General features: G+C 67.3%; 26 protein-coding genes and 1 pseudogene. 21 read left to right on the forward strand and 6 right to left on the reverse strand.

The window, feature by feature from the left end; translation table 11 throughout:
- Together FW760_RS15375 and FW760_RS15380 are read right to left on the reverse strand one after the other, a co-directional pair.
- Positions 1-110, reverse strand: a pseudogene (locus tag FW760_RS15375) (anti-sigma factor); the annotation flags it as partial.
- Positions 107-616, reverse strand: coding sequence for a sigma-70 family RNA polymerase sigma factor (locus FW760_RS15380; RefSeq protein ID WP_116054857.1), 510 nt, complete (start codon positions 614-616; stop codon positions 107-109). The pseudogene FW760_RS15375 and the gene FW760_RS15380, both read right to left, overlap by 4 nt.
- A gap of 131 nt (positions 617-747) precedes the next feature.
- Between FW760_RS15380 and FW760_RS15385 the strand changes: the two genes are divergently transcribed.
- From FW760_RS15385 to FW760_RS15420, 8 genes are all read left to right on the forward strand, one after another.
- Complete coding sequence (locus FW760_RS15385) at positions 748-1,791, forward strand: catalase family peroxidase (protein ID WP_054915135.1); 1,044 nt, start codon at positions 748-750, stop codon at positions 1,789-1,791.
- A complete protein-coding gene (locus FW760_RS15390) occupies positions 1,788-2,315 on the forward strand; it encodes a cytochrome b (protein WP_054915136.1) in 528 nt (175 codons plus the stop codon). Before FW760_RS15385 ends, FW760_RS15390 begins: the two co-directional genes overlap by 4 nt.
- Before the next feature lie 172 nt (positions 2,316-2,487).
- Positions 2,488-3,744: an OprD family porin gene (locus FW760_RS15395; RefSeq protein WP_116054860.1), complete on the forward strand. Its 1,257-nt coding sequence runs from the start codon at positions 2,488-2,490 to the stop codon at positions 3,742-3,744.
- A 196-nt stretch (positions 3,745-3,940) separates the two neighbouring features.
- The gene (locus tag FW760_RS15400; RefSeq protein WP_116054863.1) at positions 3,941-4,471 is read left to right on the forward strand and encodes a sigma-70 family RNA polymerase sigma factor; all 531 of its coding nucleotides are present in this window, start codon (positions 3,941-3,943) and stop codon (positions 4,469-4,471) included.
- The gene (locus tag FW760_RS15405; protein WP_088515181.1) at positions 4,468-5,418 is read left to right on the forward strand and encodes a FecR domain-containing protein; all 951 of its coding nucleotides are present in this window, start codon (positions 4,468-4,470) and stop codon (positions 5,416-5,418) included. The genes FW760_RS15400 and FW760_RS15405 overlap by 4 nt, the downstream gene beginning before the upstream one ends.
- Before the next feature lie 154 nt (positions 5,419-5,572).
- Positions 5,573-8,056 carry a TonB-dependent siderophore receptor gene (locus FW760_RS15410; protein WP_196932448.1) on the forward strand — a complete coding sequence of 828 codons (2,484 nt, stop codon included), beginning with the start codon at positions 5,573-5,575 and terminating at the stop codon, positions 8,054-8,056.
- Positions 8,057-8,169: 113 nt separating this feature from the next.
- Positions 8,170-9,366, forward strand: coding sequence for an MFS transporter (locus tag FW760_RS15415; protein ID WP_446443849.1), 1,197 nt, complete (start codon positions 8,170-8,172; stop codon positions 9,364-9,366).
- A gap of 62 nt (positions 9,367-9,428) precedes the next feature.
- The gene (locus tag FW760_RS15420; RefSeq protein ID WP_043859772.1) at positions 9,429-9,977 is read left to right on the forward strand and encodes a cupin domain-containing protein; all 549 of its coding nucleotides are present in this window, start codon (positions 9,429-9,431) and stop codon (positions 9,975-9,977) included.
- Between the two features lie 66 nt (positions 9,978-10,043).
- Here FW760_RS15420 and FW760_RS15425 read toward each other — a convergent pair whose 3' ends face one another.
- Complete coding sequence (locus FW760_RS15425; RefSeq protein WP_054915142.1) at positions 10,044-11,534, reverse strand: DASS family sodium-coupled anion symporter; 1,491 nt, start codon at positions 11,532-11,534, stop codon at positions 10,044-10,046.
- A gap of 439 nt (positions 11,535-11,973) precedes the next feature.
- Between FW760_RS15425 and FW760_RS15430 the strand changes: the two genes are divergently transcribed.
- Positions 11,974-12,303, forward strand: a complete 330-nt coding sequence (locus FW760_RS15430; protein WP_043859774.1) for a hypothetical protein — start codon at positions 11,974-11,976, stop codon at positions 12,301-12,303.
- A 132-nt stretch (positions 12,304-12,435) separates the two neighbouring features.
- Here FW760_RS15430 and FW760_RS15435 read toward each other — a convergent pair whose 3' ends face one another.
- From FW760_RS15435 to FW760_RS15445, 3 genes are all read right to left on the reverse strand, one after another.
- Positions 12,436-12,738 (reverse strand): hypothetical protein, encoded by a 303-nt coding sequence (locus FW760_RS15435; RefSeq protein WP_043859775.1) that lies wholly within the window; start codon positions 12,736-12,738, stop codon positions 12,436-12,438.
- Between the two features lie 216 nt (positions 12,739-12,954).
- Positions 12,955-13,143: a hypothetical protein gene (locus FW760_RS15440; protein WP_043859776.1), complete on the reverse strand. Its 189-nt coding sequence runs from the start codon at positions 13,141-13,143 to the stop codon at positions 12,955-12,957.
- 138 nt (positions 13,144-13,281) lie between these two features.
- Positions 13,282-13,602 carry a YbjQ family protein gene (locus FW760_RS15445; protein WP_043859777.1) on the reverse strand — a complete coding sequence of 107 codons (321 nt, stop codon included), beginning with the start codon at positions 13,600-13,602 and terminating at the stop codon, positions 13,282-13,284.
- Positions 13,603-13,779: 177 nt separating this feature from the next.
- On the opposite strand from FW760_RS15445, the gene FW760_RS15450 reads away from it, so the two are divergent.
- The 12 genes from FW760_RS15450 to FW760_RS15505 all read left to right on the forward strand — a co-directional run bounded on the left by FW760_RS15450 (position 13,780) and on the right by FW760_RS15505 (position 24,691).
- The gene (locus tag FW760_RS15450) at positions 13,780-14,163 is read left to right on the forward strand and encodes a hypothetical protein (RefSeq protein ID WP_408004359.1); all 384 of its coding nucleotides are present in this window, start codon (positions 13,780-13,782) and stop codon (positions 14,161-14,163) included.
- A gap of 120 nt (positions 14,164-14,283) precedes the next feature.
- Positions 14,284-15,072, forward strand: coding sequence for a hypothetical protein (locus tag FW760_RS15455; protein WP_446443850.1), 789 nt, complete (start codon positions 14,284-14,286; stop codon positions 15,070-15,072).
- Positions 15,073-15,135: 63 nt separating this feature from the next.
- Positions 15,136-16,041 carry a transporter gene (locus FW760_RS15460; protein WP_043859780.1) on the forward strand — a complete coding sequence of 302 codons (906 nt, stop codon included), beginning with the start codon at positions 15,136-15,138 and terminating at the stop codon, positions 16,039-16,041.
- A gap of 14 nt (positions 16,042-16,055) precedes the next feature.
- Positions 16,056-16,802 (forward strand): DUF2092 domain-containing protein, encoded by a 747-nt coding sequence (locus FW760_RS15465; RefSeq protein WP_313326203.1) that lies wholly within the window; start codon positions 16,056-16,058, stop codon positions 16,800-16,802.
- Positions 16,799-17,362, forward strand: coding sequence for a hypothetical protein (locus FW760_RS15470; protein ID WP_446443851.1), 564 nt, complete (start codon positions 16,799-16,801; stop codon positions 17,360-17,362). Before FW760_RS15465 ends, FW760_RS15470 begins: the two co-directional genes overlap by 4 nt.
- A gap of 25 nt (positions 17,363-17,387) precedes the next feature.
- Positions 17,388-18,365 (forward strand): AAA family ATPase, encoded by a 978-nt coding sequence (locus tag FW760_RS15475; RefSeq protein ID WP_043859761.1) that lies wholly within the window; start codon positions 17,388-17,390, stop codon positions 18,363-18,365.
- A gap of 9 nt (positions 18,366-18,374) precedes the next feature.
- On the forward strand, positions 18,375-19,325 hold the full coding sequence (locus tag FW760_RS15480) for a DUF58 domain-containing protein (RefSeq protein WP_043859762.1): 951 nt from the start codon (positions 18,375-18,377) through the stop codon (positions 19,323-19,325).
- Positions 19,322-19,813: a DUF4381 domain-containing protein gene (locus FW760_RS15485; RefSeq protein WP_446443852.1), complete on the forward strand. Its 492-nt coding sequence runs from the start codon at positions 19,322-19,324 to the stop codon at positions 19,811-19,813. Before FW760_RS15480 ends, FW760_RS15485 begins: the two co-directional genes overlap by 4 nt.
- A complete protein-coding gene (locus tag FW760_RS15490; protein ID WP_446443853.1) occupies positions 19,800-20,804 on the forward strand; it encodes a vWA domain-containing protein in 1,005 nt (334 codons plus the stop codon). Before FW760_RS15485 ends, FW760_RS15490 begins: the two co-directional genes overlap by 14 nt.
- On the forward strand, positions 20,794-22,365 hold the full coding sequence (locus FW760_RS15495) for a VWA domain-containing protein (protein ID WP_446443854.1): 1,572 nt from the start codon (positions 20,794-20,796) through the stop codon (positions 22,363-22,365). Before FW760_RS15490 ends, FW760_RS15495 begins: the two co-directional genes overlap by 11 nt.
- Positions 22,362-23,678, forward strand: a complete 1,317-nt coding sequence (locus FW760_RS15500; RefSeq protein ID WP_446443855.1) for a hypothetical protein — start codon at positions 22,362-22,364, stop codon at positions 23,676-23,678. Before FW760_RS15495 ends, FW760_RS15500 begins: the two co-directional genes overlap by 4 nt.
- Complete coding sequence (locus FW760_RS15505) at positions 23,675-24,691, forward strand: HAD family hydrolase (protein ID WP_043859767.1); 1,017 nt, start codon at positions 23,675-23,677, stop codon at positions 24,689-24,691. The genes FW760_RS15500 and FW760_RS15505 overlap by 4 nt, the downstream gene beginning before the upstream one ends.
- Positions 24,692-24,740: the final 49 nt, after the last annotated feature.

A 24,740-nucleotide genomic window follows, 5' to 3' on the forward strand; every position in this document is an offset into this window, starting at 1 on the left:
TGCTCGGGGTGGGCTGCCAGGTACAGTTCCACCTCGCGGCGGCGCGCCGTCTCGAGGCGTTCGTCGACATAGGCGTGCAACTCGTCTTCGGACGGGATCAGCCGGCTCATTTCAACCTCCGCAATGCCGGGGGCGGCGTATTGCCCTCGGCCAGTTCTCGCATTGCCGCACGCGCCCGCGACAGGCGCGACATCACCGTGCCGATGGGCACGTCCAGGGCCTGGGCGGCCTCCTTGTAGCTCAGGCCCTCGACACTCACCAGCAGCAACAGCGCCCGTTGCTCGGTGGGCAGGCGCGCGAATGCGGCCAGGCCCGACTCGGCGAGCACGATATCCTCGGTGCTGCTGCCCACCGCCTCGTCGCGCCCGAACCACGCCAGCCAGCGGGCATGCCGGCGCTCGCGGCGCTTGGCGTCGATGAACAGCCGGTACAGGATCGCGAACAGCCAGGCGCGCAGGCTGTCATCGCCACGCTGCTGGCTGCGCCGGCTCAGGGCGCGCTCCACCGTGGCCTGCACCAGGTCGTCGGCGCTGCTGGCCTCGCGGGTCAGCCACAAGGCAAAGCGGCGCAGGCGCTGGAGCATGTCGCGCAACTGGTCGTCATCAAGATCGTTCATGGTCGGGGTTCTGGGCGGCTGGCAGTCAGTGTACGAGGCAGACGCTCGCCGCCGAAATTTATTCCCGCCGGCGTGGAATAAAACCTGGTGCGGTGCGTCGTACCGGCTCATTCACTGACCGGATCGCCGCCATGAGCACTCCGTTAAACGGTCGCGCCCGCACCCTGCGCCTGGCCGTCATCGGCCTGGGTATCGCCGCCCTGGGCGCAAGCTTTGCCTACGCTGCCGGCTGGATCGGCCCGCAGCGCCTGACCCCGCAACGTATCATCGACACCTTCGAGGCCCAGGCCGGGCACTACCCCGGCTATCGAAAGAACCACGCCAAGGGCCTGTGCGTGAGCGGCTATTTCGACAGCAGCGGCCAGGCTGCCAGCTGGTCGCGGGCCCGGGTGTTCAGCCAATCCAGAGTGCCGGTGATCGGACGTTTCGCCATCGGCGGCGCCAACCCGTTCAGCGCCGACGCCAGTGTCGCCACCCGCAGCCTCGCGCTGCAGTTCAGCAGCGACGACGGTCAGCGCTGGCGTACCGGCATGAACACCCCGCCAGTGCTGGCCGTCAGCGATGCCGCAGGGTTCTACGAACAGGTGCTGGCCTCGACGCCCGACCCGGCCACCGGCAAGCCGGACCCGGCGGCCCTGCAGGCGTTTTTCGCCAGGCATCCCGAAAGCGCCGCCTTCCGCCAGTGGGCCAGGGACTACAAGCCCTCCGACAGCTTTGCCAGCTCGGCCTTCAACAGCATCAACGCGTTTCGCCTGGTGGATGCGGCGGGCAAGGTGCAGTACGTGCGCTGGAGCCTGCAGCCGCACAGCGACTTCGCCCCGTTGCCAGCCCAGGTCGACGACAGGAACTTCCTTCAGCACGACCTGCAGCAACGCCTGGCCAAGGGCCCGCTGCGCTGGACCCTGCGCCTGACCCTGGCCGGCGCCGACGACCCGGTGGACGACCCCGCGCGCCCCTGGCCCGTCACCCGCCAGCAGGTCGATGCCGGCACCCTGGTGATCGACCACGTCGATGCGCCCGAGCAGGGCGAATGCCGTGACCTGAACTTCGACCCGCTGATACTGCCCGACGGCATCCAGGCCTCGGCCGACCCGATCCTGGCCGCCCGCTCGGCCGCCTATGCCGAATCCTTCAACCGGCGCAGCCGCGAAACCGCCCTGGGGGCCCACCCATGAACCTGCACCCGTCCACCCGCTTCCACCCGTTGGCGCGCCTGCTGCACTGGCTGATGGCCGTGTTGATCCTGGCGATGCTGTTTGTCGGCGTGAGCATGGTCGCCGACCTCTCGCCCCGCCACCCCTGGCTGGTCAGCCTGCACAAGGCCATCGGCCTGGCCCTGCTGGTGCTGGTGGTGCTGCGCATCGCCACACGCCTGCGCTACGCCACCCCGCCCCTGCCCAGCGACCTGCCACGCCTGCAGCAGTGGGCCGCCAAGGCTTCGCACCTGCTGCTGTACGGGTTGATGCTGGGCATGCCGCTGATCGGCTGGGGCATGCAATCGGCCGGTGGCTACCCGCTGCCGTGGCAACTGCCGGCCATCGCGCCCCACGACCTGCGCCTGTACGCCCTGCTGCGCGCCCTGCACGGCTGGCTGGCGTACCTGCTGTTTGCCACGGTGCTGGTGCATATCGCCGCCGCACTGGTGCACGGTTTTGTCCGCCGCGATAGCGTGTTGCGCAGCATGTGGCCGGGGCGCTGAGCGCGCCGGCGCAGCAACAGGCAACCTACCTGGCAACGGGCATAACGTTAACACGTTAACTTTTTTCGCTCGCAAGCCTGCAAAGGCTTTCGGGGCAAAAAGATAATATGTTAATTATATGCCCGCACCGCAGCAGCGGCTGCCGCCAGAACAACAACAAAAGGTAGATTGCATGTCGTTTTCCCGCCGTCCCCTGACGGCCAGCGCCGGCCTGTGCGCCGCGCTTGCGCCGTTGCTTGTGCAGGCCGATTTCATCCAGGACAGCAAGGCCAGCCTGGAGGCCCGCAACTTCTATTTCAGCCGCGACTTTCGCCAGCACGCCGCGCCCCAGAGCCAGGCGCGGGAGTGGGCCCAGGGCTTCATCCTGCGCATGGAATCGGGTTACACCGAAGGCACCCTGGGCGTTGGCCTGGATGCGCTGGGCGAGCTGGGCCTGAAGCTCGACTCCAGCAAGGCGCACCGGGGCACCGGCCTGCTGCCGTTCGGCGCCAGCCAGGAGCCGGCGCACGACTACAGCGAACTGGGCCTGACCGCCAAGCTGCGCCTGGGCAAGAGCGTGCTCAAGCTCGGCACCTTGCAGCCCACCTTGCCGGTTGCCTCGATCAACGACGTGCGCCTGCTGCCCTCGACCTACAACGGCAGCCTGCTGACCTCGCAGGACATCGACGGCCTGACCCTGAACGTGGGCCGCCTGGAAAAACAGAACCTGCGCGACTCCTCGAGCAACGACCAGATGAGCTATGCCGGTGTCCAGAGCAGCCACCTGGACCTGGCAGGCGGCACCTACGCGCTGCGCCCCAACCTGGCGCTGAGCTACTACTACGCACAGATGCACGACCTCTACCGCCAGCACTACGCCGGGCTGGTGCATGACATGCCGCTGGCCGAAGGCGTGAGCCTGCGCAGCGACCTGCGCTACTTCGACACCCGCGAACAAGGCAGCGCCAACCTGCGTTCCGCTGCGCGGGTGGACGGCGGGCGCATCGACAACCGCTTCTTCAACGGCATGCTGACCCTGGGCGTGGGCGCGCACAAATTCGGCCTGGGCTACCAGAACCTCTCGGGGGACGGCGACTTCGCCTACCCGGGGCTGGACCCGTACTCGGTCAACCTGGTGACGGTGAATGTGTTCACCAAGGCCGAAACCGATGCGTGGCAGGCGCGCTACGACTACAACTTCGCCGCGCTGGGGCTGCCGGGGCTGAGCTTCATGACCCGCTATGTGAATGGCAACCATATCCAGACCGCGACGGTGAGCGGCGGCAAGGAATGGGAGCGCGACACCGACATCGCCTATGTGGTGCAGAGCGGGCCGCTGAAGAACGTGAGCGTGCGATTGCGCAATGCGACGTTCCGTTCCAGTGGCGGGTTGACCAGCGATATCGACGAGAACCGCTTGATCGTGGGGTATACGCTGGCGTTGTGGTAATCGCCAAGGGGCCGCGTGGCGGCCCTTTCGCGGGGCAAGCCCGCTCCCACAGGCACACCGCTGCCTTGCAGGACGGTGCAGACCCCGTGGGAGCGGGCTTGACCCGCGATGCGCCCAGCGCTATTTCACCTGCCCTCTTCCTAACATTCTTGGGAATGCTTATCATCTGCATCCTTTTTCCCCGGAAGTCGCCAGGATGAGCGCCCCCACCTCACCCGCCAACGCCGAAGTCGGCCAGCTCTACCAGCACCATCACCTGTGGTTGCAGCACTGGCTGCGCCGGCGCCTGAGCTGCCCGCAGCGCGCCGCCGACCTGATGCAAGACACCTTCGTGCGCATCCTCGCCTCGTCCGAGTCGCTGGAGGTGGTGCGCCTGCTGCGCGAGCCGCGCAGCTACCTGGCGACCGTGGCGCGGCGGGTGATGATCGACCACTTCCGGCGCCAGAAGCTTGAACAGGCCTACCTCGAGGCCCTGGCCGCCCAGCCGGTGTACGAGGAGATCTCGCTGGAAGAGCGCCTGCTGATTCTCGAGACCCTGCGCGAAGTCGACCGCCTGCTGGCCGGGTGCGGCGCCAAGGCGCGCCAGGCGTTCCTGATGGCCAACTGGCTGGGCATGACCTATGGCGAAATCGCCACGGCGCTGGGCGTTTCGCTCAGTTCGGTGAAGAAGTACATGTACAAGACCACCGAGCGCTGCCTGCTGCTCGCCTTCGACGAGCAGCCATGAGCAACGACCGCGAAGCGCAGCGCCAGGCGCTCAAGGAAGCCGCCCGCTGGCATGTGCAGCGCATGGCCGGCGATGCCAGCCCCGGCCTGGAACGGGCCTGGCGGGCATGGTTGGACAGTGCCCCGCAGAACGGCTGGGCCTGGGCCCGGGTCGAGCAGTTGCATGGGCAACTGGCCAGTGTGCCGGGTGGGCTGGCGTTCGATGCCTTCAAGCGTGCCGAAGCCCAGGGCCTGACCCGCCGCGGCGTGGTCAAGGGGCTGCTGCTGGCGACCGGGCTGGGGCTGGGTGGCTGGGCCAGCTACCGCAGTACTCCGGCGCAGGCGTTGCTGGCGGACGTGCACAGTGGCACGGGTGAAATTCGCAGCGTCACCCTGGCCGACGGTAGCCAGCTGGTGCTCGATACGACGTCGGCGGTGAACATTCGCTTCGACAGCCGGCAACGGCTGATTCAGCTGGTGCGCGGGCGCATCCTGCTTACCAGTGGCAAGGATGTGCAGCAGCGGCCGTTGCGGGTGCAGACCGCGCAGGGCGTGGTGCAGGCGTTGGGCACGCGCTTCAGCGTGGCGCAGCAGGCCGGGCGCAGCGAGGTCGAGGTGTTCGAGCATGCGGTGCGGGTCAGCCCCTTGCTGGGGGAGGCGCAGCGCCTGGAGAGCGGGCAGGCGTGCGGGTTCAGTGATCAGCGGGTGGATAGCCCGCAGCTGGCGTCGGCGGCCCAGGCGGCGTGGAGCCTGGGGCAACTGGTGGTGGAGAACTGGCGGCTGGGTGATCTGCTCGACGAGCTGGGGCGGTACCGGCCGGGGTTGCTGACCTATGCGCCGCAGCTGGCAGAGCAGCGTGTGTCGGGCAACTTCTCGTTGACCGACAGTGATGCAGCGCTGTCGGCGCTGGCGCGCTCGTTCGATTTGCGAATCGAGCGGCATGGTCGGTACTGGGTGCGGGTGATGTAGGCGCCGGCCTTGTCTGGCCGGCTCTTGACCTGCACAGCGCAGTGTTTGATGCAGCAAAAAAAATTCCTCCCCCCGCGGTACCTTTTCTCATTCTCATCCGCCTTGTCTGAAACACCCCCTTTCGCGCATCCCTTCTGCATCCGACGAGGCCCCCATGTCACCCCGTTCCCCCCGCCTGCTCCCCGCCCACCTGCTGGCCGCCGCCATGGCCGCCAGCGTGCTGCCAGCCCCCTCGGCGATGGCCGATGAAGTCAGCAGCAGCCGCACGGCCTACAACATTCCGGCCGGTTCGCTGGCCAGCGTGCTCGGCGCCTTCGCCGCCGCCAGCAGCCTCAACCTGTCCTACGACGCCGCCCTCACCCGCGGCAAGCAGAGCCCCGGCCTGCAAGGCCAGTACGCCACCCTCGACGGCCTCGGCCGCATCCTGGCCGGCAGCGGGCTGCAAGCCTTCCCACAAGGCGACGGCAGCTACTCGCTGCGCCCGGCCCCCAGCAGCAACGGCGCCCTGGAACTGGGCGCCACCAACGTCGACGGCACCCGCACCAGCAGCACCGGCGACAGCACCGACAGCTACACCGTGCGCAGCGTCAGCATCGGCAAGGGTCAGCATTCGCTGCGCGAAACCCCGCAGTCGGTCACGGTCATCACGCGCAAGATGATGGACGAACAGAACCTCACCAGCCTCGAACAGGTGATGGAGAAAACCCCCGGCATCACCGTTCACGACTCGCCCATGGGCGGCAAGTACTTCTACTCGCGCGGCTTCATGATCGCCGGCCAGTACCAGTACGACGGCGTACCGCTGGATGTGGGCGGCAACTACGTGCAGGCCAACAGCTTCTCCAGCGACATGGCCTATTACGACCGCGTCGAGATCATGCGCGGCGCCGCCGGCATGATGAAAGGCGCCGGCAGCTCGGCCGGCGGGGTCAACTTCATTCGCAAGCGCGGCCAGGACAAGGCCGCCACCCACGTCACGCTGTCGGCCGGCACCTGGGACAACTACCGCGCCCAGGTCGACACCGGCGGCCCGCTCAACGACGCCGGCACCCTGCGCGGGCGTGCCGTGGTCGCCCAGCAGGACCGCAAGTACTTCTACGACATCGGCGAGCGCGAAGACCAGGTGGTGTACGGCGCACTGGACTACGACCTGAACGAGGACACCACCCTGGGCCTGGGCCTGGCCTACGAAAAGCTCGACGCCAAGCCCTGCTGGCAGGGCCTGCCGCGCTACAGCGACGGCAGCGACCTGAAGCTGTCGCGCTCCACCTGCCTGGGCGCGTCGTGGAACCACTGGGACAGCGAGCGAACCAGCCTGTTCGCCGACCTCACCCACCGTTTCAACGCAGACTGGGCGCTCAAGGTCGCCTCGATGTACACCCACAACGACCAGAACATGCAATACGCCATGGGCGAAGGCACCGTGCCGGTGGGCAGTACCCAGGGCGCCTCGAAGCTGTACTCCGGGCTGTTCGACTACGACCAGGACGACTACGGCTTCGACGCCAACCTGGACGGCCATTTCCAGGCCTGGGGCCTGGAGCACGAGATCATCGTCGGCGCCAACGCCAGCCGCTCCAAGGGCCGCGACCGCTACGAACTGATCAACCTGACCGAGCTGTACGGCGTCACCCAGAACCCGTTCAACCCCAACCCGCACATCCCCAAGCCGGGTGACTCGGTCTACGAGAAGGAGTCCTACCGCGGCGGGCCGATTCCGGTGACCTCCGACACCCGTCAGTTCGGCACCTACGCCACCCTGCGCCTGAAGCTGGCCGAGCCCCTCACCGCCGTACTCGGCAGCCGCGTCAGCTGGTACCGCAACAGCAGCGACAGCTACACCCAGGCCTGGGACTACTGGCAGCGCAACCGCAGCCAGGAAAACGGCCAGGTGACGCCGTTCGCCGCGTTGATCTACGACCTGGACGACACCTGGTCGGTGTACGCCAGCTACGCCGACATCTTCCAGCCGCAAAGCACCTACACCAAGGCCGACGGCAGTTCGCTCAAGCCCAAGACCGGTGCCAGCTATGAGGTGGGGGTCAAGGCCGAGTGGTACCAGGGTCGCCTCAATGGCGCCTTCAACCTGTTCCGCAACACCGAGCAGGGTCGCGCCGAGGCTGACTACAACACGGTATGCGGCGGGTCGTCCGACGGTTTCTGCTACACCGACAGCGGCAAGGTGCGCGCCCAGGGCTTCGAAGCCGAGCTGAGCGGTGAACTGATCGAGCGCCTGCAGGTGCTGGCCGGCTACACTTACACCCAGGTCGAATACCTCAAGCGCATCGACGACACCCGCCAGGACGCCACCTTCACCGCCAGCTACGTGCCCAGGCACATGGCGCGTGTATGGACCAACTACGACCTGGACGGCGCCCTGCAGCGCTGGAGCGTGGGCGGCGGGGTCAGCGCGCAGAGTGCCAACCACTTCGTGGACCGCAACACCAAGATGGTGCAGCCCGGCTACGCCCTGTGGAGCGCCCGCATCGGCTATCGCCTGGATGACAACTGGAGCCTGGCCCTCAACGGCAACAACCTGTTCGACAAGCACTACTACAGCAGCGTCGGCGCCGCTGGCTGGGGCAACTTCTATGGCGAGCCGCGCAACCTGATGGTGACCCTGCAAGGCGACTTCTAACCCACAGCAACAAGGCTGAAGTCAGTTAAATGATTATTACTATCGTTTACAGGCTTTAGCCTTGGGGACAGCTGCGGCACAATGGCCGCCTTGCTCCTCTGCCTTGGATAGCCATGAACACCGCCCAGCAACCCCCGCTGCTCAAAACCCCCGCCTTCGACCTGCGTCCGCTGATGGTGGTCAACATGGCCTGCACCATGGCGATGATGGCCTTCGTCGCCCTGATCGGCCCCATCGCCCGGGTGCTGGGCCTGGCAGCCTGGCAGGCGGGGGCGGCGGTCACGGTAGCCGGGGTGGTGTGGATGCTGCTGGCGCGCCCCTGGGGCCGGGCCAGCGACCGCTTCGGTCGCCGCCGGGTGCTGCTGGTGGGCACCGCGGGGTTCACCCTGGCCTATTGGGCCCTGTGCCTGTTCATCGATGGCGCGCTGCGCTACCTGCCGGCCACCTCCCTGGCCTTTGCCGCACTGGTGATCGGCCGCGGCCTGATCGGTGCGTTCTATGCCGCCCTGCCGGTCGGCTGCGCCGCGCTGATTGCCGACAACATGCAACCGCAACAGCGCGCCCGCGCCATGGCCTCGCTGGGTGCGGCGAACGCCGTGGGCCTGGTGATGGGCCCGGCACTGGCCGCGCTGCTGGCGCGCCACAGCCTGAGCCTGCCGTTCTATGCGATGTCGGTGCTGCCACTGCTGGCATTGCTGGTACTGCAGTTCAAGCTCAAGGGTCAGGAGCTGCACCTGAGGCAACCGCCCTGCCCCGTCAGCCTGACCGACCCGCGCCTGCTTCGCCCGCTCACGGTGGCCTTCGTGGCGATGCTGTGCGTGTCGCTGGCGCAGATCACCGTAGGCTTCTTTGCCCTTGACCGCCTGGGCCTGGCGCCTGCCGATGCCGCCCAGGCGGCGGGCATTGCCCTGACCATGGTGGGTGCGGCGCTGATCTTCTCGCAGGTGCTGGTGAGCAAGCTGCAATGGCCGCCGCTGCGCATGATCCGTGTGGGCGGCTGCATCAGTGCGCTGGGTTTTGCCAGCGGCGCCCTGGCCGACAGCGTGGGCATGCTGTGGGCGTGCTACTTCGTCGCTGCGGCCGGCATGGGCTGGGTGTTCCCGGCGTTCCAGGCGCTGGCGGCGAACGCGGTGGATGCCGGTGAACAGGGCGCGACCGCAGGCTCTGTGGGCGCGGCACAGGCGCTGGGCACGGTGATCGGGCCGCTGGCCGGCACCCTGATCTACGCCCTGGACCCGCGCCTGCCGTACCTGATGGCCGCCTTGCTGCTGCTGTTGATCGCCTTGTGGCCGGTGCCTGCACGCCAGTAGGCGGGTTCGGCGACGGAATGTGTTTTAATGCGTCGCCCATTATTTTTGACATCAAGGCGGCTATGGACACGGGGACACGACTCAAACTGGTACGTGAACGCACCAAGCTCTCGCAACGGGAGCTGGCCAGGCGCAGCGGCCTGACCAACTCGACGATTTCACAGATCGAGCAGAACCGCGTCAGCCCATCGGTGAGCTCGTTGAAAAAGCTGCTGGAAGGCATCCCGATGTCGTTGGCGGAGTTCTTCAGTTTCGACGAACCGCCGCGCGAAGAACGCTTCGTGTTCCGCGCCAACGAGCAGCCCGACCTGGGCAGTGGTGGCTTGCGCATGCTGCTGGTCGGCGCCAGTGTCGAAGGTCGGCAGATGCGCATGCTGCGCGAGCTGTATGCGCCGGGCGCCGACTCCGGCGAAGAGCCGATCGTGCACACCGAGGGCGAGGAATGCGGCCTGGTGACCCGTGGCACCATCGAGTTGCGGGTAGACGGCCAGGTCAGCGTGCTGAACTCCGGCGACGGCTACTACTTCCCCACCACCCTGCCCCACAGCTTCAAGAACATCGGCCAGGACGAAGCCGAGATCATCAGCGCCAACACCCCGGCGAACTTCTGATGAGCATCGCTGCAAGCGGCAAGCTGGCTCGGCCTCGCTTGCCGCTTGCCGCTTGCAACGGCCCTTCTACATCCAGCCCAGCCAGTGCCACCATGTTGCGGCGAACACCAGCATCAACCCGTACCCCACCAGCGTCACCACGATCCCGACCTTGGCAAACTGCCGCGCGTTGAAGGTTTCGGTACCCAGGCACACCATGTTCTGCGGTGCGTTGATCGGCAGGATGAACCCGTAGCTGACCACAAACCCCAGCACCATGGTCATGCCCAGGCGGCTGAAATCCCCCGGCAAGGTCTGCAGCACCGCGATCAGTATCGGCAGCAGCGCCGAGGTCAGCGCCGTGGCACTGGCAAAGCCCAGGTGGATCACGATCAGAAACGCCGCCAGAATCGAGAACACCCCCAGCGTGCCCAATTGATCCAGCCCGGTATTGGCCACCACCTGCCCGCCCAGCCATTGCCCGGCCTGGGTGGTCAACAGGGTGGTGCCCAGGCTGATGCCGACGCCGAACACGATCACCGTGCCCCACGGAATACGCGCCTGCACATCCTTCCAGGTCATCACCCCGAAGCGCGGCAGCAACAGCAGCACCAACCCGGCGTAGGTGGTCGAGGTGGTGTCGAAGTGATGCAGCTTGCCCTCGGTGGCCCAGGCCAGCAGCAACAGCAGCGACACCCCCAGCAGACGCTTCTGCGCCCCGCTCATCGGCCCCAGCGCCTGCAACTGCTCGGCCACCGCCGCCTTGCCGCCGGGAATGCTGTCGCTCTCGGGGGGCAGCATCCTGAGCACCAGCACGATCAGCACCACCGACATGATCAACGCCCACGGCGCCCCGGCGATCAGCCAGTCGATCCATGACACCCGTGCACCGAGCATCTTGTCCATGAAGCCGACCGTCAGCAGGTTCTGCGCGGCAGCGGTCTGGATGCCGATGTTCCAGATGCTGGTGCCCTGGGCCACGATGATCATGATGCCGGCGGCGATGTTGGAGCGCTTGTTCACGCCGAACGCGGCGATCACACCCATCATGATCGGCACCACGCAGGCACTGCGCGCCGTGGCACTGGGCACCACCAGGCTGAGCAGGATGATCACCACCATCGCCCCCAGCAGAATGCGTCGGGTGCTCACGCCCACACGGTTGAGCGTGACCAGCGCGATGCGCCGGTCCAGCCCGGTGTGGGTCATCGCCGCTGCGATGAACAGGGCCCCCACCACCAGTGCCAATGCCGGGTTGGCAAAGCCCGTCAGGGCCATGCTCACGGCTGCCGACGAGCCGTAGATCACCGACGGGTCGGCAAGGGTCGGTGCGGTGCCCAGCAAAAATGCCAGCAGCGAGGTGATCATGATCGCACTGGCTTCGTACGACACCGCCTCGGTGATCCAGATCACCACCGCAAAGGCCAGGATCGCCAGCACGCGGTGACCGGCCACCGGCAGGTCGGCCGGCAGCGGCAACAGCAGCACGCCGACCAGCGCGACGATGCCCAGCAGCAGGCCCACGGGCAACAGGGGTTGAGCGCCAGGCGCTGCGGGAGGATTGGCGGGGGTACTCATGGGCAGGACTTCTTTGGCAACAAAACAGGCCCCTATCATCCCCAGCGCCTGGCCGGTACGCGCTGACGCGGGTCAATACATGGCCAAGACGCCCTGACCAGAGCGCTTTGTAGGACATTCCAACAGCCGGTGGCGCGGCGACCCGTAAGCTCGAAAAAGACTGACCGGTCATTTGTAGTGAATAAAAAAAATCACTACAAAACCTATTGACGGCATTCGTTGCCCCTTGCATGATGAGGCCGTCTCCCTGATCGGGAGCGCTGGCAAAGGGTGTTCCAGACAGTTCGAGCGGTTTCGGGCTGTCCGTGGAGAGGGACTGTCCAAAAGGCAGAGTGAAGAAAGCCCCTGTTGCGACGCTGCTGTAGCAGCCTTGGTAGATCGCTACATGAAGTAGCGCAGGTTTGAACTCACCAACGACGAATAGGTAATAGGGGGCTTTATGATCAACTTGAACAACCAACCCACCATCGACCAATTGGCTCAGCTGTTCGCTGCCCGCAAGGACAGCCTTGATGACCACCTGCTGTGGGTCAGTGCCACAGGTGACGTGCACATCGACAAGATGCCGCCGCACACTGTCGAAGAGGCGATCGATGCGAAGCGTGAAATGCGCGCCCGTTTCAGGATGTTCCGCCGTGGCAAGGGCTACGTCGGCAAGAAGGCAGCGGCAGACACCGCGTTTGTCGCCAAGGTGCTGGAGACCCTGCAACAGGAATGGCCCGCCATCCGCGAGCGCCAGGACGTGAAGGTGATCGACCGGCTGTGCTGAGCCAGGCGAATTGAAAAAGGCGACCTTCGGGTCGCCTTTTTTATGCGTGCCTTATCGCCTCATCGCGGCTCCGGCTCGCCCCACCATCTGCGCACATTCCCTGTGCGCCACGACAGGGCGTAACCGCAGGCATCAGGCCTGTCGACGAAACCGCGGGTGCTCCATCGGCACGGCGTCGGTGGCCAACGCCCGGGCCCGGTCCACACCGCGCACCAGCGCACGGCTCATGGTTTCACCCGGGCACGAGGGGTAGTACTCCTCGAACAGCGCCTTGCCCCGGCGCCCGTACACCCCCAGGAACATCTGCGTGGCACCGGTGCGCGACAACCGCACCTGCACGTCGATGCTGGTGCCATCGCTGAGTTCTTCGTCATGGCTGCGGCTGTGCAGCTGAGAGTCGGCCCACGCCCAATAAGTCTCTTCCCTGATGCGCATCGCACTGCTCCTTGTTCGTTCGAACCGACAGTAAGGCATACAACCGCCAAGGGGGCTAGCGACAGCCGTCGCCCCATTGAGCGAGGTCAAGAAAGCCGCATAAAACGGCAGATTCAGCGTACCGGTCGTCTGTTTGCGGAATAGCCTACAACCCGCATGAAAAAGCCCCACACACCGCAGCACAGGCTGGATGGCGGGGCCTCTTCGGCGCCGTGGCTACTTCTTGCGCAGGCCCGGCAGAAACCGGCGGCGCTCGCTGCGCGGTGGCACCGTGGAGCGCACACGTACCGGCGCGTCTTCCAGGGTCATGTTGGCAAACCCCAGCTGGAACGCTGCTTGCCCGCAACGCACCTGGCTGTTGATGGGAAACTCGTCACCATCGTCTTCGAAATACGATTCCTTCATACCCGGCTCCCCTGCTGTGGATCACTACCGGCACGCAGATGAATGCCTAGGAAATAGTGACCTGTTGCTTTCAGAGACTAGCCGGACATTTGAAGACTGCCTGGTCACTTATTGTCGCACCCGACCAGTGGCCTATGGCTACCTGAGTTTGACCGCGGTGCCGGTGACGAACACCACCACCATGCCGCCACGGGCCGACGGCATGCTGATTTCGTAATCCAGGCCGATCACTGCATCGGCCTGCAGGCTGCGGGCGCGCTGGCGGATTTCGTCGGTGGCCTGGATGCGCGCTTCTTTCAGGGCGCTTTCCAGGGTTTGCGAACGGCCGCCGAAAAAGTCGCGAAAGCTGGTGAAGATGTCGCGTACCACGTTGATGCCCTGCACCGATTCGGCGCTGACTACATCCAGGTAGGCCGCGACTTCGCGCCCTTCGACAGTGCCAGTGGTGGTGAGGATCATTGCATACTCCTGTGCGTTGTCGGGACATGCCCCGACCCAAAAGAACGCGATGGTAACAAACCCGCACTTTCGCCGCCCGTCACTTGCGGCCCGCCCAAGTGCGGCTATTTTCATTGGAACGTTGTTACAGCGTATTAATACTTCGGACGGAGTCGAAGCATGTCGATACCACGTTGCATGAGCGTTCTTGCATTGGGCCTGGTGCTGGCCGGGCTGGCGGGCTGCAGCAGCATCGATGCCCGCACCACACAATACGTCGGGGCGCCCCATCCTTCGCCCACCACTGCGGCTACGGTCGAGGTACTGCGCAGCGAACCGACCCGCCCCCATGTCCGCCTGGGCGAGATCGTGGTCGATGCCAGCGTGTCCCCGCCGCCACCGATCACCGACGTGGAGCAGAAGCTGCGCGAACAGGCCGCCAGTATCGGCGGCGACGCCGTCGTGGTGGTCTACGACCGCATCCAGCCGGTTTCGGCCTATGTCAGTGGCCCGCTCTGGGACCGCGATATCCGCTCCATCGACGGACGCAAGCTCAAGGGCATCGTCATCAAGTATCAGTGACCCTGTGGTCGCCGGTGGTGCCGGCGCCAGCGTACGCGCCCATTCGCCCCCTGGGGCCCCTGCCTCGCTGGCAAGGCCGGCCCCTGCCCAGAAGCGCAACATTGAACAGGCACCACCGTCATGCAAAGGACCACCGCCACTTGTCTCGCGCTGCCCTGCGCCCTGCTGTTCCTGCAGCACGCCCTGGCGGACAACGCCGAAACCGCCAACAAGAGCAACAACCCGCTCAACCTGGCACCGGGCCTGAACCTGCAGGACTACTACACCCCCTCGGTGTACGACAGCAACGTGCATACCAACGATTTTCTGGTGCGCGGCACCCTGCCGGTCGCCCCTGGCGAACTGCTGCCGGTACCGCAACTGCTGCGCGCCACCCTGCCCATCAGCACCCGACCCGACCCCCACGGCGGCTACAGCACCGGCATCGGCGACCTCAACCTGTTCGACATCTTCCTGCTCAAGACCGAAGGCGTGCAGCTGGGCATCGGCCCGCAGCTCACCGCCCCCACTGCCGAGCACGACGAGCTGGGCACCGGCAAGTGGCAGGCGGGGCTGGCGGCGGTGGCCATCGACGCCTCGCCACGCGGGCTGCTCGGGGCGCTGGTGCAGTACCAGAGCTCGTTTGCCGGCGACCATGACCGCGCCCACGTCGAAACCGCCACCCTGCAGCCATTCATCATCCACAACCTGCCCAAGGGCTGGTACCTGCGCTCCACCGGCACCTGGACCTTCGACCTGAAGAACGACACCCACTACATCCCGCTGGGGCTGGGCGTGGGCAAGGCCTGGAAGGCCGGCAGCAACATCCTCAACGCCTTCATCGAGCCGCAGTGGACGGTGGAAAAGAAAGGTGACGGCCTGCCGCAGTTCACCGTGTTCGCCGGCCTCAACGTGACCTTCGGCAAGTAGCCAGCCCATGACCGGACCCTCCGGCAGCCAGCACCCTGTGCGTTCAATTGAAGGAGCACCACCATGCATACCCGACCTGTCCTGCGTTACCTGCCGGTGCTCGTGCTCAGTGGCGCGCCGCTGCTGGTGCAGGCCGACAACGCGCGTGACTGGCAGAACATCCCGATCGACCTGAACATGGTGTTCGGCTACTACAACCGTATCGACACCAACACCCCGATCGACACCGCCCTGCCCATCGACGGCCTGTCCCTGGATGCCGACCTCTACATCCTGCGCCTGGCGCGCTCGTTCAGCATCGACGGACGCAACAGCGCGATCCAGCTGGTGCAGCCATACGCCGACGTGTCGGCCTCGTTCGACGATGCACGTTTCTTCAATGGCACCAAGCACAACGGCGGCATGGGCGACACCCAGATCGTGTTCGCCCACAACTTCTTCGGCGGCCCGGCGCTGACCGCCGAGGAGTTCGCCAGCTGGACCCCGGAAACCTTCATGACCGGCGCCGTATGGCTCACCGTGCCCAATGGCGACTACGCCAAGAACCGCGTCATCAACATCGGCGCCAACCGCTGGGTGGTCAAACCCGAAATCGGCTTCGGCCACCCCATCGGCCCCACCTGGCTGGAGGTCAACACCTGGGTTTCGCTATTCGGCGACAACGACGACTACCTGGGCGACAACAAGCTGGAGCAGAAACCGCTGTATGCCGTCGAAGGCCACTACAGCTACACCATCAACCGCGGCCTGTGGGCTTCCCTCGACGCCACCTACAGCTTCGGCGGCGAAACCCGCATCAACGGCGAAAACCAGGACAACAAGCAGGCCAACACCCTGGTCGGTGCCAGCCTGGGCTTCATGCTCTCGCCGCAGTTCGGTGGCCTGATCGCCTACACCGACACCGTGTCCGAACGTACCGGCTCACCCGATGTGAACACCTGGACCTTGCGCCTGAACTACGCCTGGTAGCCATGGGAGGCCTGATGAAGCGTTCGCACCGACTCACCTGCCTGGCCCTGCTGGCCCTGTTGCCGGCCCTGGCAAAGGCTGCCGACCCGCTCGACCCCAGGGCCCTGACCGCGCTGTCGAACATGGGCAGTTACCTGCACCGCCTGCAGGCCTTCAGCCTGAGCACCCGCAGCGAAACCGACCAGCAGCTCGACAGCGGCCCCACGGTGACCTTCACCCACCACACCCAGGTGCTCGCCCGCCAGCCCGACAAGCTGTTCGTCAGCGTCGACCAGGGCTCGGCGGCGCGCCAGTTCTTCTACGACGGCAAGCAGTTCACCCTGTATGACGGTCGTCACGGCTACTACAGCAAAGGCACGGCGCCGGCGACCATCGAGCAACTGCTCGGACAACTGAGCGAGCGCTACGCCATCACCCTGCCGCTGGCCGACCTGTTCCGCTGGAACGCCCAGACCGCGAAACAGGTCGGCATCACCCAGGCCACGCTGATCGGCAGCGAATCCCTTGACGGCCAGGCCTGTACCCACTACGTGTTCCGCCAGCCCGACATCGACTGGCAACTGTGGCTACGCGAAGGCGCGCAGCCGTTGCCGTGCAAGCTGATGATCACCCGCCGCGACGACCCCGAGCGCCCGCGCCACAGCGTGACCTTCGACTGGGACCTGAGCACGCCCATCAACCCGGCAGCCTTCGACTTCACCCCGCCGGCCAAGGCCGTGGCGGTGCCGCTGCGCGAACCGAACGAGGGCCGCCAGCCATGACGCCACTGCGTACCTGCCTGCACCTGGGCCTGAGCGCCTGCCTGCTGACACCGCTGATGGCCGACGCCTGGCAACTGCGCGGCGGCGGTGGCGGGCGTACCTTCGTGGTGCCCTATCACGCCGGGGGCGGCCATTTCGCCCCCCCGCCGCCGCATTACCAGCCCATGCCGCACCCGATGCCCCCGCATCCGCAGCCGATGCCGCCCCACCCGGCGCCGCCTCCGCATCCGCAGCCCGGCCCGGGGCCGCACCCACCGGGCCCGCCACCGCATCCACCGGGCCCGGGCCCTCACCCGCCCGGCCCCGGCCCGATGCCGCCACCACCGCCACCGCCACCGCCGCACCCGGACGACTGGTATCACCCCTGGGCCGCCGCTACCGTGGTCGGTGCCACCACTGCCACGGCCATCGCCATCGGCACCCAGGTGGCCGAGGTACCGCCGGACTGCGTGTCGGTGGTCGCCAACGGCGTGGCCTACCAGCACTGCGGCGCCACCTGGTACCAGCCGCAATACGTCGGCAGCAACGTGCAGTTCATCGTGGTGCCTGCGCCATGGTGAAACCACCCGACCCAAAGGAATGCCCATGAGCGCCCTCACCGACATCAATGCCCTGCACGCCGCCATCGCCGCCTCGGTGCTGGGCCAGGACCAGGTGATCCGCCAGATCCTGGTGGGCCTGCTGGCCAACGGGCACGTGCTGCTCGAGAGCCTGCCGGGCCTGGCCAAGACCCGCACGGTCAAGGCACTGGCCCGGCACCTGGATGCACGCATGAGCCGCATCCAGTTCACCCCCGACCTGCTGCCCTCCGACATCACCGGCGCCGAGGTGCTGCAACAGGTCGAGGGCCAGCACCAGGTGCGCTTCCAGCCCGGCCCGCTGTTCGGCAACCTGATCCTGGCCGACGAGATCAACCGCGCCCCGGCCAAGGTGCAGGCGGCGCTGCTCGAAGCCATGGAGGAGCGCCAGATCACCGTGGCCGGCACCAGTCACAGGCTGCCCGACCTGTTCATGGTGATCGCCACCCAGAACCCCATTGAGCAGGAAGGCACCTACCCGCTGCCCGAGGCGCAGATGGACCGCTTCCTGATGAAGGTGCTGCTGGATTACCCCGCGCCGGCCGATGAAAGCCAGGTGTTGCAACTGCTGCGCCAGGAGGAACAGCGGGCGGCGGCCAAGGCGGCCAGCGACAGCTTCAGCCTCGGCCAGGAGGTGATCTTCCAGGCCCGCCGGGAAGTGGCGGCCATTCACGTGGCCCCGGCCATCGACAGCTACCTGATCGCACTGGTCAACGCCACCCGCCACCCCGCCGACTACGACGCCGACCTGGCGCGCTGGCTGCAACTGGGCGCCAGCCCACGCGGCGGCATCGGCCTGGACCGCTGCGCGCGCGCCGATGCCTGGTTGCAGGGCCAGGACTTCGTCTCGCCCGACAACGTGCGCGCCATGCTCCACCCGGTGCTGCGCCATCGCCTGCAACTGAGCTACGACGCGGTGGCCGACGGCGTGACCAGCAGCGAGGTACTCGACCGCCTGCTCGACAAGGTGGCCATCCCGGCCTGAGGACCGCATATGCCAGCACCGGCGCAGCAACCCGACGGGCACGTCTACGTATCGCTGGCGCAGCTGATGGCGCTGGCGTTCGATGCCCGCGGCCTGAGCTTTCTGGCGCGCCAGCCCAGGGCCAGCGTGCTGGCCGGCAGCCACGCCTCGCGCCTGCGCGGGCGCGGCCTGAACTTCGACGAGCTGCGCCGCTACCAGCCCGGCGACGACCTGCGCCATCTCGACTGCAGGGCCAGCCTGCGCACCGGCACGCCGGTGGTACGCACCTTCACCGAAGAACGCGACCGCCCGGTGCTGGTGGTGCTCGACCAGCGCATGTCGATGTTCTTCGGCTCGCAGGTCAGCTTCAAGTCGGCGCTGGCCGCGCAACTGGCCGCGCTGTGCGCGTGGATCGCGCTGGCGGCAGGCGACCGGGTCGGCGCCCTGCTGTTCGACGACACCCGCATCGAATACCTGGCGCCGCTGCGCAGCCGCAGCCGGGTCCAGGCGATCTGCGCCAGGGCCGCACAGTTCAACCAGGCGCTGTCGGCGGATGTACCCGATGGCGATGCTGCGCACGGCCTCGACACAGTCCTGCAGCGCTGCCTGGCGCTGGCCGCGCACGACTGCCTGATCTGCTTCATCAGCGACTTCGCCGGTGCCGGCGAACGTACCCTGCATCAGTTGCGCCAGCTGCGTACCCACAACGACGTGATCGCGTTGCAGGTCTACGACCCGCTGGCCCTCGACCTGCCACGCCAGGGGCGCCTGCTGGTGACCCAGGGCCAGTTGCAGGTGGAGCTGGCGGTGGAGCGGCGTCAGGTGCACAAACCCTTGAGCGAGTTTCTCAGTGGCCGCCTGCACGACGTGGCGCAGATGCTGCGCCGCAGCCAGGTGCCGCTGCTGATGTTCAGCACCGCCCTGCCTGCCGCCCAACAGCTGCGCATGGAACTGGGCAAGCTGCGCAGGCCACCGGCATGAGCGCGCCAGTGCCCAGCGTCGACCAGCTCAAGGAGCTGGCGCTGCCGCCCGCCGTCAGCTACTGGCCACAAACCTGGGGCTGGGCGCTGCTGGCGGCATTGCTGCTGGCCGGGCTGCTGCTGTGGGCGGCGCTGCGCCTGCGCCGCTGGCAGCGCGACCGCTACCGCCGCCAAGCCCTGGCACGCCTGCGCCAGCTGGAACAGGCAATGGCAGATCAAACCCGGCGCGTGCAGGCCCTGCGCGAAGTGCCCGAGCTGCTCAAGCGCGTGGCCCTGTCGATGCCCGAGGCTCCGGCCGTGGCCCCGCTGCATGCCGCCGACTGGCAGGCGTTTCTGGTGAGCCATTCACGCACCCCGCTGCCCGCCGACTTCGCCTGGCAACTGGCGCAGCTGGCCTATGCCCCCGACAGCCGCCTGCACGAAATCGATGCGTCAGCGCTGTTGGGCTACAGCCGCGACTGGGTGGAGCATCATCATGTGGCAGCTTGATTACCCCTGGCTGTTGCTGATGCTGGCGCTGCCCTTGCTCGGCTACCGCTACCTGCCGCCCTATCAGGAAGCCCGCAGCGCCTTGCGCGTACCGTTCTTCGAGGCCATCAGCCAGGCCACCGGGCAGGGTCCGCGCCTGCCCGGCACCCGGGCCAATCGCTGGCAGCTGCTGTTGCACTGGCTGGTGTGGGCACTGCTGTGCCTGGCCGTGGCACGCCCGGTGCTGGTCGAGCCCCCCATCGAGCACCAGGCACCGGTACGCGACCTGATGCTGGCCATCGACATCTCCCAGTCGATGCAGACCGTCGACCTCAAGAACGCCGACGGCAAACCGGTTTCGCGCATCAGCGCGGTCAAGGCGGTGGTCGCCGACTTCATCGCCAGGCGCCAGCAGGACCGTCTCGGCCTGGTGGTGTTCGGCAGCGGCGCCTACGCCCAGGCTCCGCTGACCCTGGACCACGCCAGCCTGTCGATCCTGCTGCAGCAGACCGACGTCGGCATGGCCGGGCCCAACACCGCCATCGGCGATGCCATCGGCCTGAGCCTCAAGCTGCTGGAGCAGGCTCACGAGCCGCAGAAGGTGCTGATCCTGCTGACCGACGGCAACGACACCAGCAGCGCCATCACCCCCGCCCACGCCGCCCAGATCGCCGCGGCCCGCGGGGTGTTGATCCATACCATCGGTATCGGCGACCCGCAGGCCGAAGCCGAGGCCAAGGTCGACCTTCCGACCTTGCAGCAGATCGCCACCGTCACCGGCGGGCAGTTCTTCCGGGCCCAGGACCGCGATGCCCTGCAACAGGTGTACGCCACCCTCGACACGCTCACCCCGCACGCGGTGAAGACCTACAGCCACCAACCCAAGCGCGACCTGTTCTGGCTGCCGCTGGGCGCGGCCCTGTTGCTGCTGACGCTGTACCACCTGCTCGCCCTGGCGGCAGCGTGGTGGCGCAGGCGCCTGCCAGCGGAGGCGCCCGCGCATGGACATTGACCTGAGCAACCTGCATTTTCTGCGCCCGCTGTGGCTGTGGCTCTGGCTGCCCGCCGTGCTGCTGGTGCTGGCCTGGCGCCGCCAGCGCGGCCAGGCGCTGAACGTGAGCATTGCCCCGCAACTGCTGGCGCACCTGCGCATGGACGGCCACGACCGGCACCGCATTCGCCCCATACACCTGCTGGCGGCCCTGCTCACACTCGGCGCACTGGCCGCTGCCGGCCCCACCTGGGAGCAGGACCGCCCGCAGTTTCTCGACAACCGCGCGCCGTTGATCCTGGCCCTGGACCTGTCCGGCTCGATGGACGCCAGCGACCTCTCGCCCACCCGCCTGGAGGCCGCCAAGCACAAGCTGCACAGCCTGGTGCAACGCCGCCAGGGCGCAGCCACCGGGCTGATCGCCTATGCCGGCAGCGCACACCTGGTGCTGCCCCCCACCCGCGACCCGGCGCTGCTCGACAGCTTCATCCAGGCGCTGGGCAGCGACCTGATCGAACAGCCTGGCAAGAACGTTTTGGCCGTGGTGGCGCTGGCCCGCCAACTGATCGCCGCCGAGCCCGGCCCCGCCACCCTGGTGCTGCTCACCGACGGTGCCGACACCACGCAACTGGCCCCGCTGGGCAAGGCCCTGGACGCCAGCCTGCTGCAGGTACTGGTGCTGGCCGTGGGCAGCAGCGATGGCGGCCTGGTCAGGGGCGCCGACGGTCAGCCGCGCACCGACAGCAACGGCCGGCCGCAACTGGGCCGCTTCGACAAGGCCGGCCTCGAACAGCTGGCCAGGGCGCTGGATGCACCACTGGGCAGCCTGACCCTCGACGATGACGACCTGGACTGGATCGAGGCCCATGCCCAGCAGCACTTCGCCGACGCCGACCCGGCCAGCCAGCAGCTGCGCTGGAAAGACGCCGGCTACTGGCTGTGCTGGCCGTTGCTGCTGATCGCCCTGTTGTGCATCCGCCGCGGCTGGAGCCTGAACTGGAGCGCGTGCCTGCTGCTGGGCCTGGTGCTGGCCCCGGACGGGGCGCGCGCCAATGCCCTGGTGGATGCATTCATGACCCCCGATCAGCAGGGTCGCTGGGCCTTCGAACACCACCACCTGCCCGCCGCGGCGGCGCACTTTCAGGACCCTTACTGGAAGGGCATTGCCGCCTACCAAGGGGCCGACTACGACCTGGCGCTGGCCAGTTTCGCGCGCCTGCACACCGCACCGGCCTATTTCTACCTGGGCAATATCTACACCCGCCGCTTCAAGTTCGACCAGGCCATCGCCGCCTATCGCCAGGCACTGGCCCTGCAACCTGGGTTTGCCGAGGCCCAGGCCAACCTCGCCCTGGCCATCGCCCTGCAGAAGGACACCGAGTCGGCGCAGCAGAACGCCCCAGAGGTGCAGGCCGACCAGGTGGCCTTCGACAAGCCGGCCGGCAAGGGCCCGAGCAAGCAGGTGCAGACCCCGCAGGCGACCTCGGACGCCCTGTGGCTGCAGAACCTCACCACCTCGCCCGCGCAGTTTCTCAAGCGCAAGTTCAGCCTGCAGGACCAGGCTGCCAGGGGGGCGCCATGAGGCTTGTCGGCCTGCTCCTGGCCTGGCTGCTGTGCAGCTGTGCGCTTGCCGCCGACCCGCAGTTGCGGGTGCAGGCGCAACTGCTGGGGGGCGACAGCGTGGTGGTGGGTGAAACCGTGCAGTTGCAGCTGGACGTGCTCACCGACACCTGGTTCACCGGCGCCCCGCAGTTGCCGACGCTGAGCGTGCCCGGCGCACTGGTCACCCCACCCGGCGACCAGGCCCAGCACCTGACCCTGAACCTGGACGGCAGCACCTGGTTCGGCATGCGCTACCTGTACCCGATCACCGTGCAGCAGGCCGGCACCCTGGACATTCCCGCACTGACCGTGACGGCCCGGCCGGGCAATGCCGCGGCCGCCCTGAGCGCCACCACGGCGGCGCTGCACCTGCGCGTGCAACTGCCGGCCGGGGTCGAGCCGGGCCAGGCGGTGCTGGTGGCCAGCGCCCTGAGCCTGACCCAGCAGGTGAACCCGGCAAGCAGAACACTCAAGGTGGGTGACAGCCTCACCCGCAGCGTGACCCTGCAGGCCCAGGGCGCGCCGAGCCTGATGCTGCCGGTGACGGCGCTGCAGGCCGTGCCGGGCCTGAGCCTCTACCTCAAGTCGCCCCAGGTGCAGGCCCTCGACGATGGCCATGGCCATGTCGTGGGCGGCCAGCGCATCGACACCGCCAGCTACCGCATCGAGCAGCCCGGCAGCTACCAGCTGCCCGCCGTGCAGGTGCACTGGTGGAGCACCACCGAAAAGGCCCTGCGCAGCACAACGCTGCCCGCCGTGCCCTTCACCGCCAGCGCCGGCCCTGCCTACACCCCGGTGTTCTCGGTGGCCGACGATCTGCAGCGCCTTGGCCAGCAGGGCCGCCTGCACCTGTCGCGGCACTGGCTCGGCGCCGCTTTGGTGCTCGCGGCACTGGGCCTGGCGTGGCGGGTGTGGCGTAGCCGCGGGCCGACCTGGCTGGCCCGCTGGCGGCACTGGCAGGCCCGACACCAGGCCCGTCGCCTCGCCTCTGCCGAGCATGCATGGCAACAGGTGCCCGTTGATCTGGCCAGGCATCCGCCGCAGCTCACTGCGCTATACCTGTGGTTCAGGCGCAGCCAGGGCAGCGTGCGCCTGACCACGGCCGACGACACCACCCTGCTGGCGCTGCTGCGACGCGGCTACGGCGCAGACGGCGCCCCCGATACGCTGCTCGCTGCGCTCAAGGCCGAACTTGCACAGCTTCATGCACGGCATTCACCGCGCCAGCCTGCCGCGCCCGCGCGCCACGGCCTGCGCCCGCTCAATCCAATGCAGAACAGGGAGTCGCGATGAAATCCAGTCCGAGTGTTCGTGGGTGGCTGCTGCTGGTGTTGCTGCTGCACTGGCCATTGTCGGCCCAGGCCGATGCGCCGCTGCCCTCATGGCACCAGGGCGCCGCCAGGGCCGCCCTCGTGCAGTTCGTCGAAAGCGTCACCCGCGAGGGCGACCCGCAGTTCGTGGCCCCCGCGCAACGCATCGCGGTGTTCGACAACGACGGCACCCTGTGGAGCGAACAGCCCGCCTACTTCCAGGTGCTGTTCGCCTTCGACGAGATCCGCCGCATGGCCCCCGAGCACCCCGAGTGGAAGACCACCCAGCCGTTCAAGGCGGTGCTGGAAAACGACCAGAAGGCCCTGGCCGCCGCCGGCATGGACGGCCTGCTGAAAATCATCGGCGTGACCCACACCGGGGTCAGCACCGAAGCCTTCATCGGCCATGCCAGGGCCTGGCTGGCCAAGGCCCGTCACCCCACCCACCAGCGCCCCTACACCGAGATGATCTACCAGCCCATGCACGAGCTGCTCGACTACCTGCGCAGCCAGGGCTTCAAGGTGTACATCGTCTCCGGGGGCGACACCGCGTTCATGCGCGCCTTCGCCGACGAGGTGTACGGCGTGCCGCCCGAGCAGGTGATCGGCTCCAGCTTCGTCACCGAATACCAGCTGGTCGACGGCGTGCCGGCCCTGCTGCGTACCGCCAGGATCGCGCACAACGATGACGGCCCGGGCAAGCCCGAAAGCATCGACGCGATCATCGGGCGCCGGCCGATCCTGGCTTTCGGCAACTCCGACGGCGACCTGCAGATGCTGCAATGGACCGCCGCCGGCAAGGGCCCGCGCTTCATGGGCCTGGTGCACCACACCGACGCGAAACGTGAGTGGGCCTACGACCGCCAGTCGCAGGTCGGACGGCTGGACAAGGCGCTGGACGAAGCGCGCCGCCAGCAATGGACAATCGTGGACATGGCGGCCGACTGGGCCCGGGTATTCCCGTTCGAGCCTGCCTCCACCCCGCAATCGCAGTGACGCGGTAACGAGCAAAGCAGTGATGCAACCGACATGTCGCCTGCGGGCG

Source organism: Pseudomonas sp. 1176_21, from assembly GCF_052850635.1.

Coding starts and splice junctions, on each gene's coding strand:
- FW760_RS15380 (WP_116054857.1), bottom strand. CDS start 616: ATGAACGATCTTGATGACGACCAGTTGCGCGACATGCTCCAGCGCCTG.
- FW760_RS15385 (WP_054915135.1), top strand. CDS start 748: ATGAGCACTCCGTTAAACGGTCGCGCCCGCACCCTGCGCCTGGCCGTC.
- FW760_RS15390 (WP_054915136.1), top strand. CDS start 1,788: ATGAACCTGCACCCGTCCACCCGCTTCCACCCGTTGGCGCGCCTGCTG.
- FW760_RS15395 (WP_116054860.1), top strand. CDS start 2,488: ATGTCGTTTTCCCGCCGTCCCCTGACGGCCAGCGCCGGCCTGTGCGCC.
- FW760_RS15400 (WP_116054863.1), top strand. CDS start 3,941: ATGAGCGCCCCCACCTCACCCGCCAACGCCGAAGTCGGCCAGCTCTAC.
- FW760_RS15405 (WP_088515181.1), top strand. CDS start 4,468: ATGAGCAACGACCGCGAAGCGCAGCGCCAGGCGCTCAAGGAAGCCGCC.
- FW760_RS15410 (WP_196932448.1), top strand. CDS start 5,573: ATGTCACCCCGTTCCCCCCGCCTGCTCCCCGCCCACCTGCTGGCCGCC.
- FW760_RS15415 (WP_446443849.1), top strand. CDS start 8,170: ATGAACACCGCCCAGCAACCCCCGCTGCTCAAAACCCCCGCCTTCGAC.
- FW760_RS15420 (WP_043859772.1), top strand. CDS start 9,429: ATGGACACGGGGACACGACTCAAACTGGTACGTGAACGCACCAAGCTC.
- FW760_RS15425 (WP_054915142.1), bottom strand. CDS start 11,534: ATGAGTACCCCCGCCAATCCTCCCGCAGCGCCTGGCGCTCAACCCCTG.
- FW760_RS15430 (WP_043859774.1), top strand. CDS start 11,974: ATGATCAACTTGAACAACCAACCCACCATCGACCAATTGGCTCAGCTG.
- FW760_RS15435 (WP_043859775.1), bottom strand. CDS start 12,738: ATGCGCATCAGGGAAGAGACTTATTGGGCGTGGGCCGACTCTCAGCTG.
- FW760_RS15440 (WP_043859776.1), bottom strand. CDS start 13,143: ATGAAGGAATCGTATTTCGAAGACGATGGTGACGAGTTTCCCATCAAC.
- FW760_RS15445 (WP_043859777.1), bottom strand. CDS start 13,602: ATGATCCTCACCACCACTGGCACTGTCGAAGGGCGCGAAGTCGCGGCC.
- FW760_RS15450 (WP_408004359.1), top strand. CDS start 13,780: ATGAGCGTTCTTGCATTGGGCCTGGTGCTGGCCGGGCTGGCGGGCTGC.
- FW760_RS15455 (WP_446443850.1), top strand. CDS start 14,284: ATGCAAAGGACCACCGCCACTTGTCTCGCGCTGCCCTGCGCCCTGCTG.
- FW760_RS15460 (WP_043859780.1), top strand. CDS start 15,136: ATGCATACCCGACCTGTCCTGCGTTACCTGCCGGTGCTCGTGCTCAGT.
- FW760_RS15465 (WP_313326203.1), top strand. CDS start 16,056: ATGAAGCGTTCGCACCGACTCACCTGCCTGGCCCTGCTGGCCCTGTTG.
- FW760_RS15470 (WP_446443851.1), top strand. CDS start 16,799: ATGACGCCACTGCGTACCTGCCTGCACCTGGGCCTGAGCGCCTGCCTG.
- FW760_RS15475 (WP_043859761.1), top strand. CDS start 17,388: ATGAGCGCCCTCACCGACATCAATGCCCTGCACGCCGCCATCGCCGCC.
- FW760_RS15480 (WP_043859762.1), top strand. CDS start 18,375: ATGCCAGCACCGGCGCAGCAACCCGACGGGCACGTCTACGTATCGCTG.
- FW760_RS15485 (WP_446443852.1), top strand. CDS start 19,322: ATGAGCGCGCCAGTGCCCAGCGTCGACCAGCTCAAGGAGCTGGCGCTG.
- FW760_RS15490 (WP_446443853.1), top strand. CDS start 19,800: ATGTGGCAGCTTGATTACCCCTGGCTGTTGCTGATGCTGGCGCTGCCC.
- FW760_RS15495 (WP_446443854.1), top strand. CDS start 20,794: ATGGACATTGACCTGAGCAACCTGCATTTTCTGCGCCCGCTGTGGCTG.
- FW760_RS15500 (WP_446443855.1), top strand. CDS start 22,362: ATGAGGCTTGTCGGCCTGCTCCTGGCCTGGCTGCTGTGCAGCTGTGCG.
- FW760_RS15505 (WP_043859767.1), top strand. CDS start 23,675: ATGAAATCCAGTCCGAGTGTTCGTGGGTGGCTGCTGCTGGTGTTGCTG.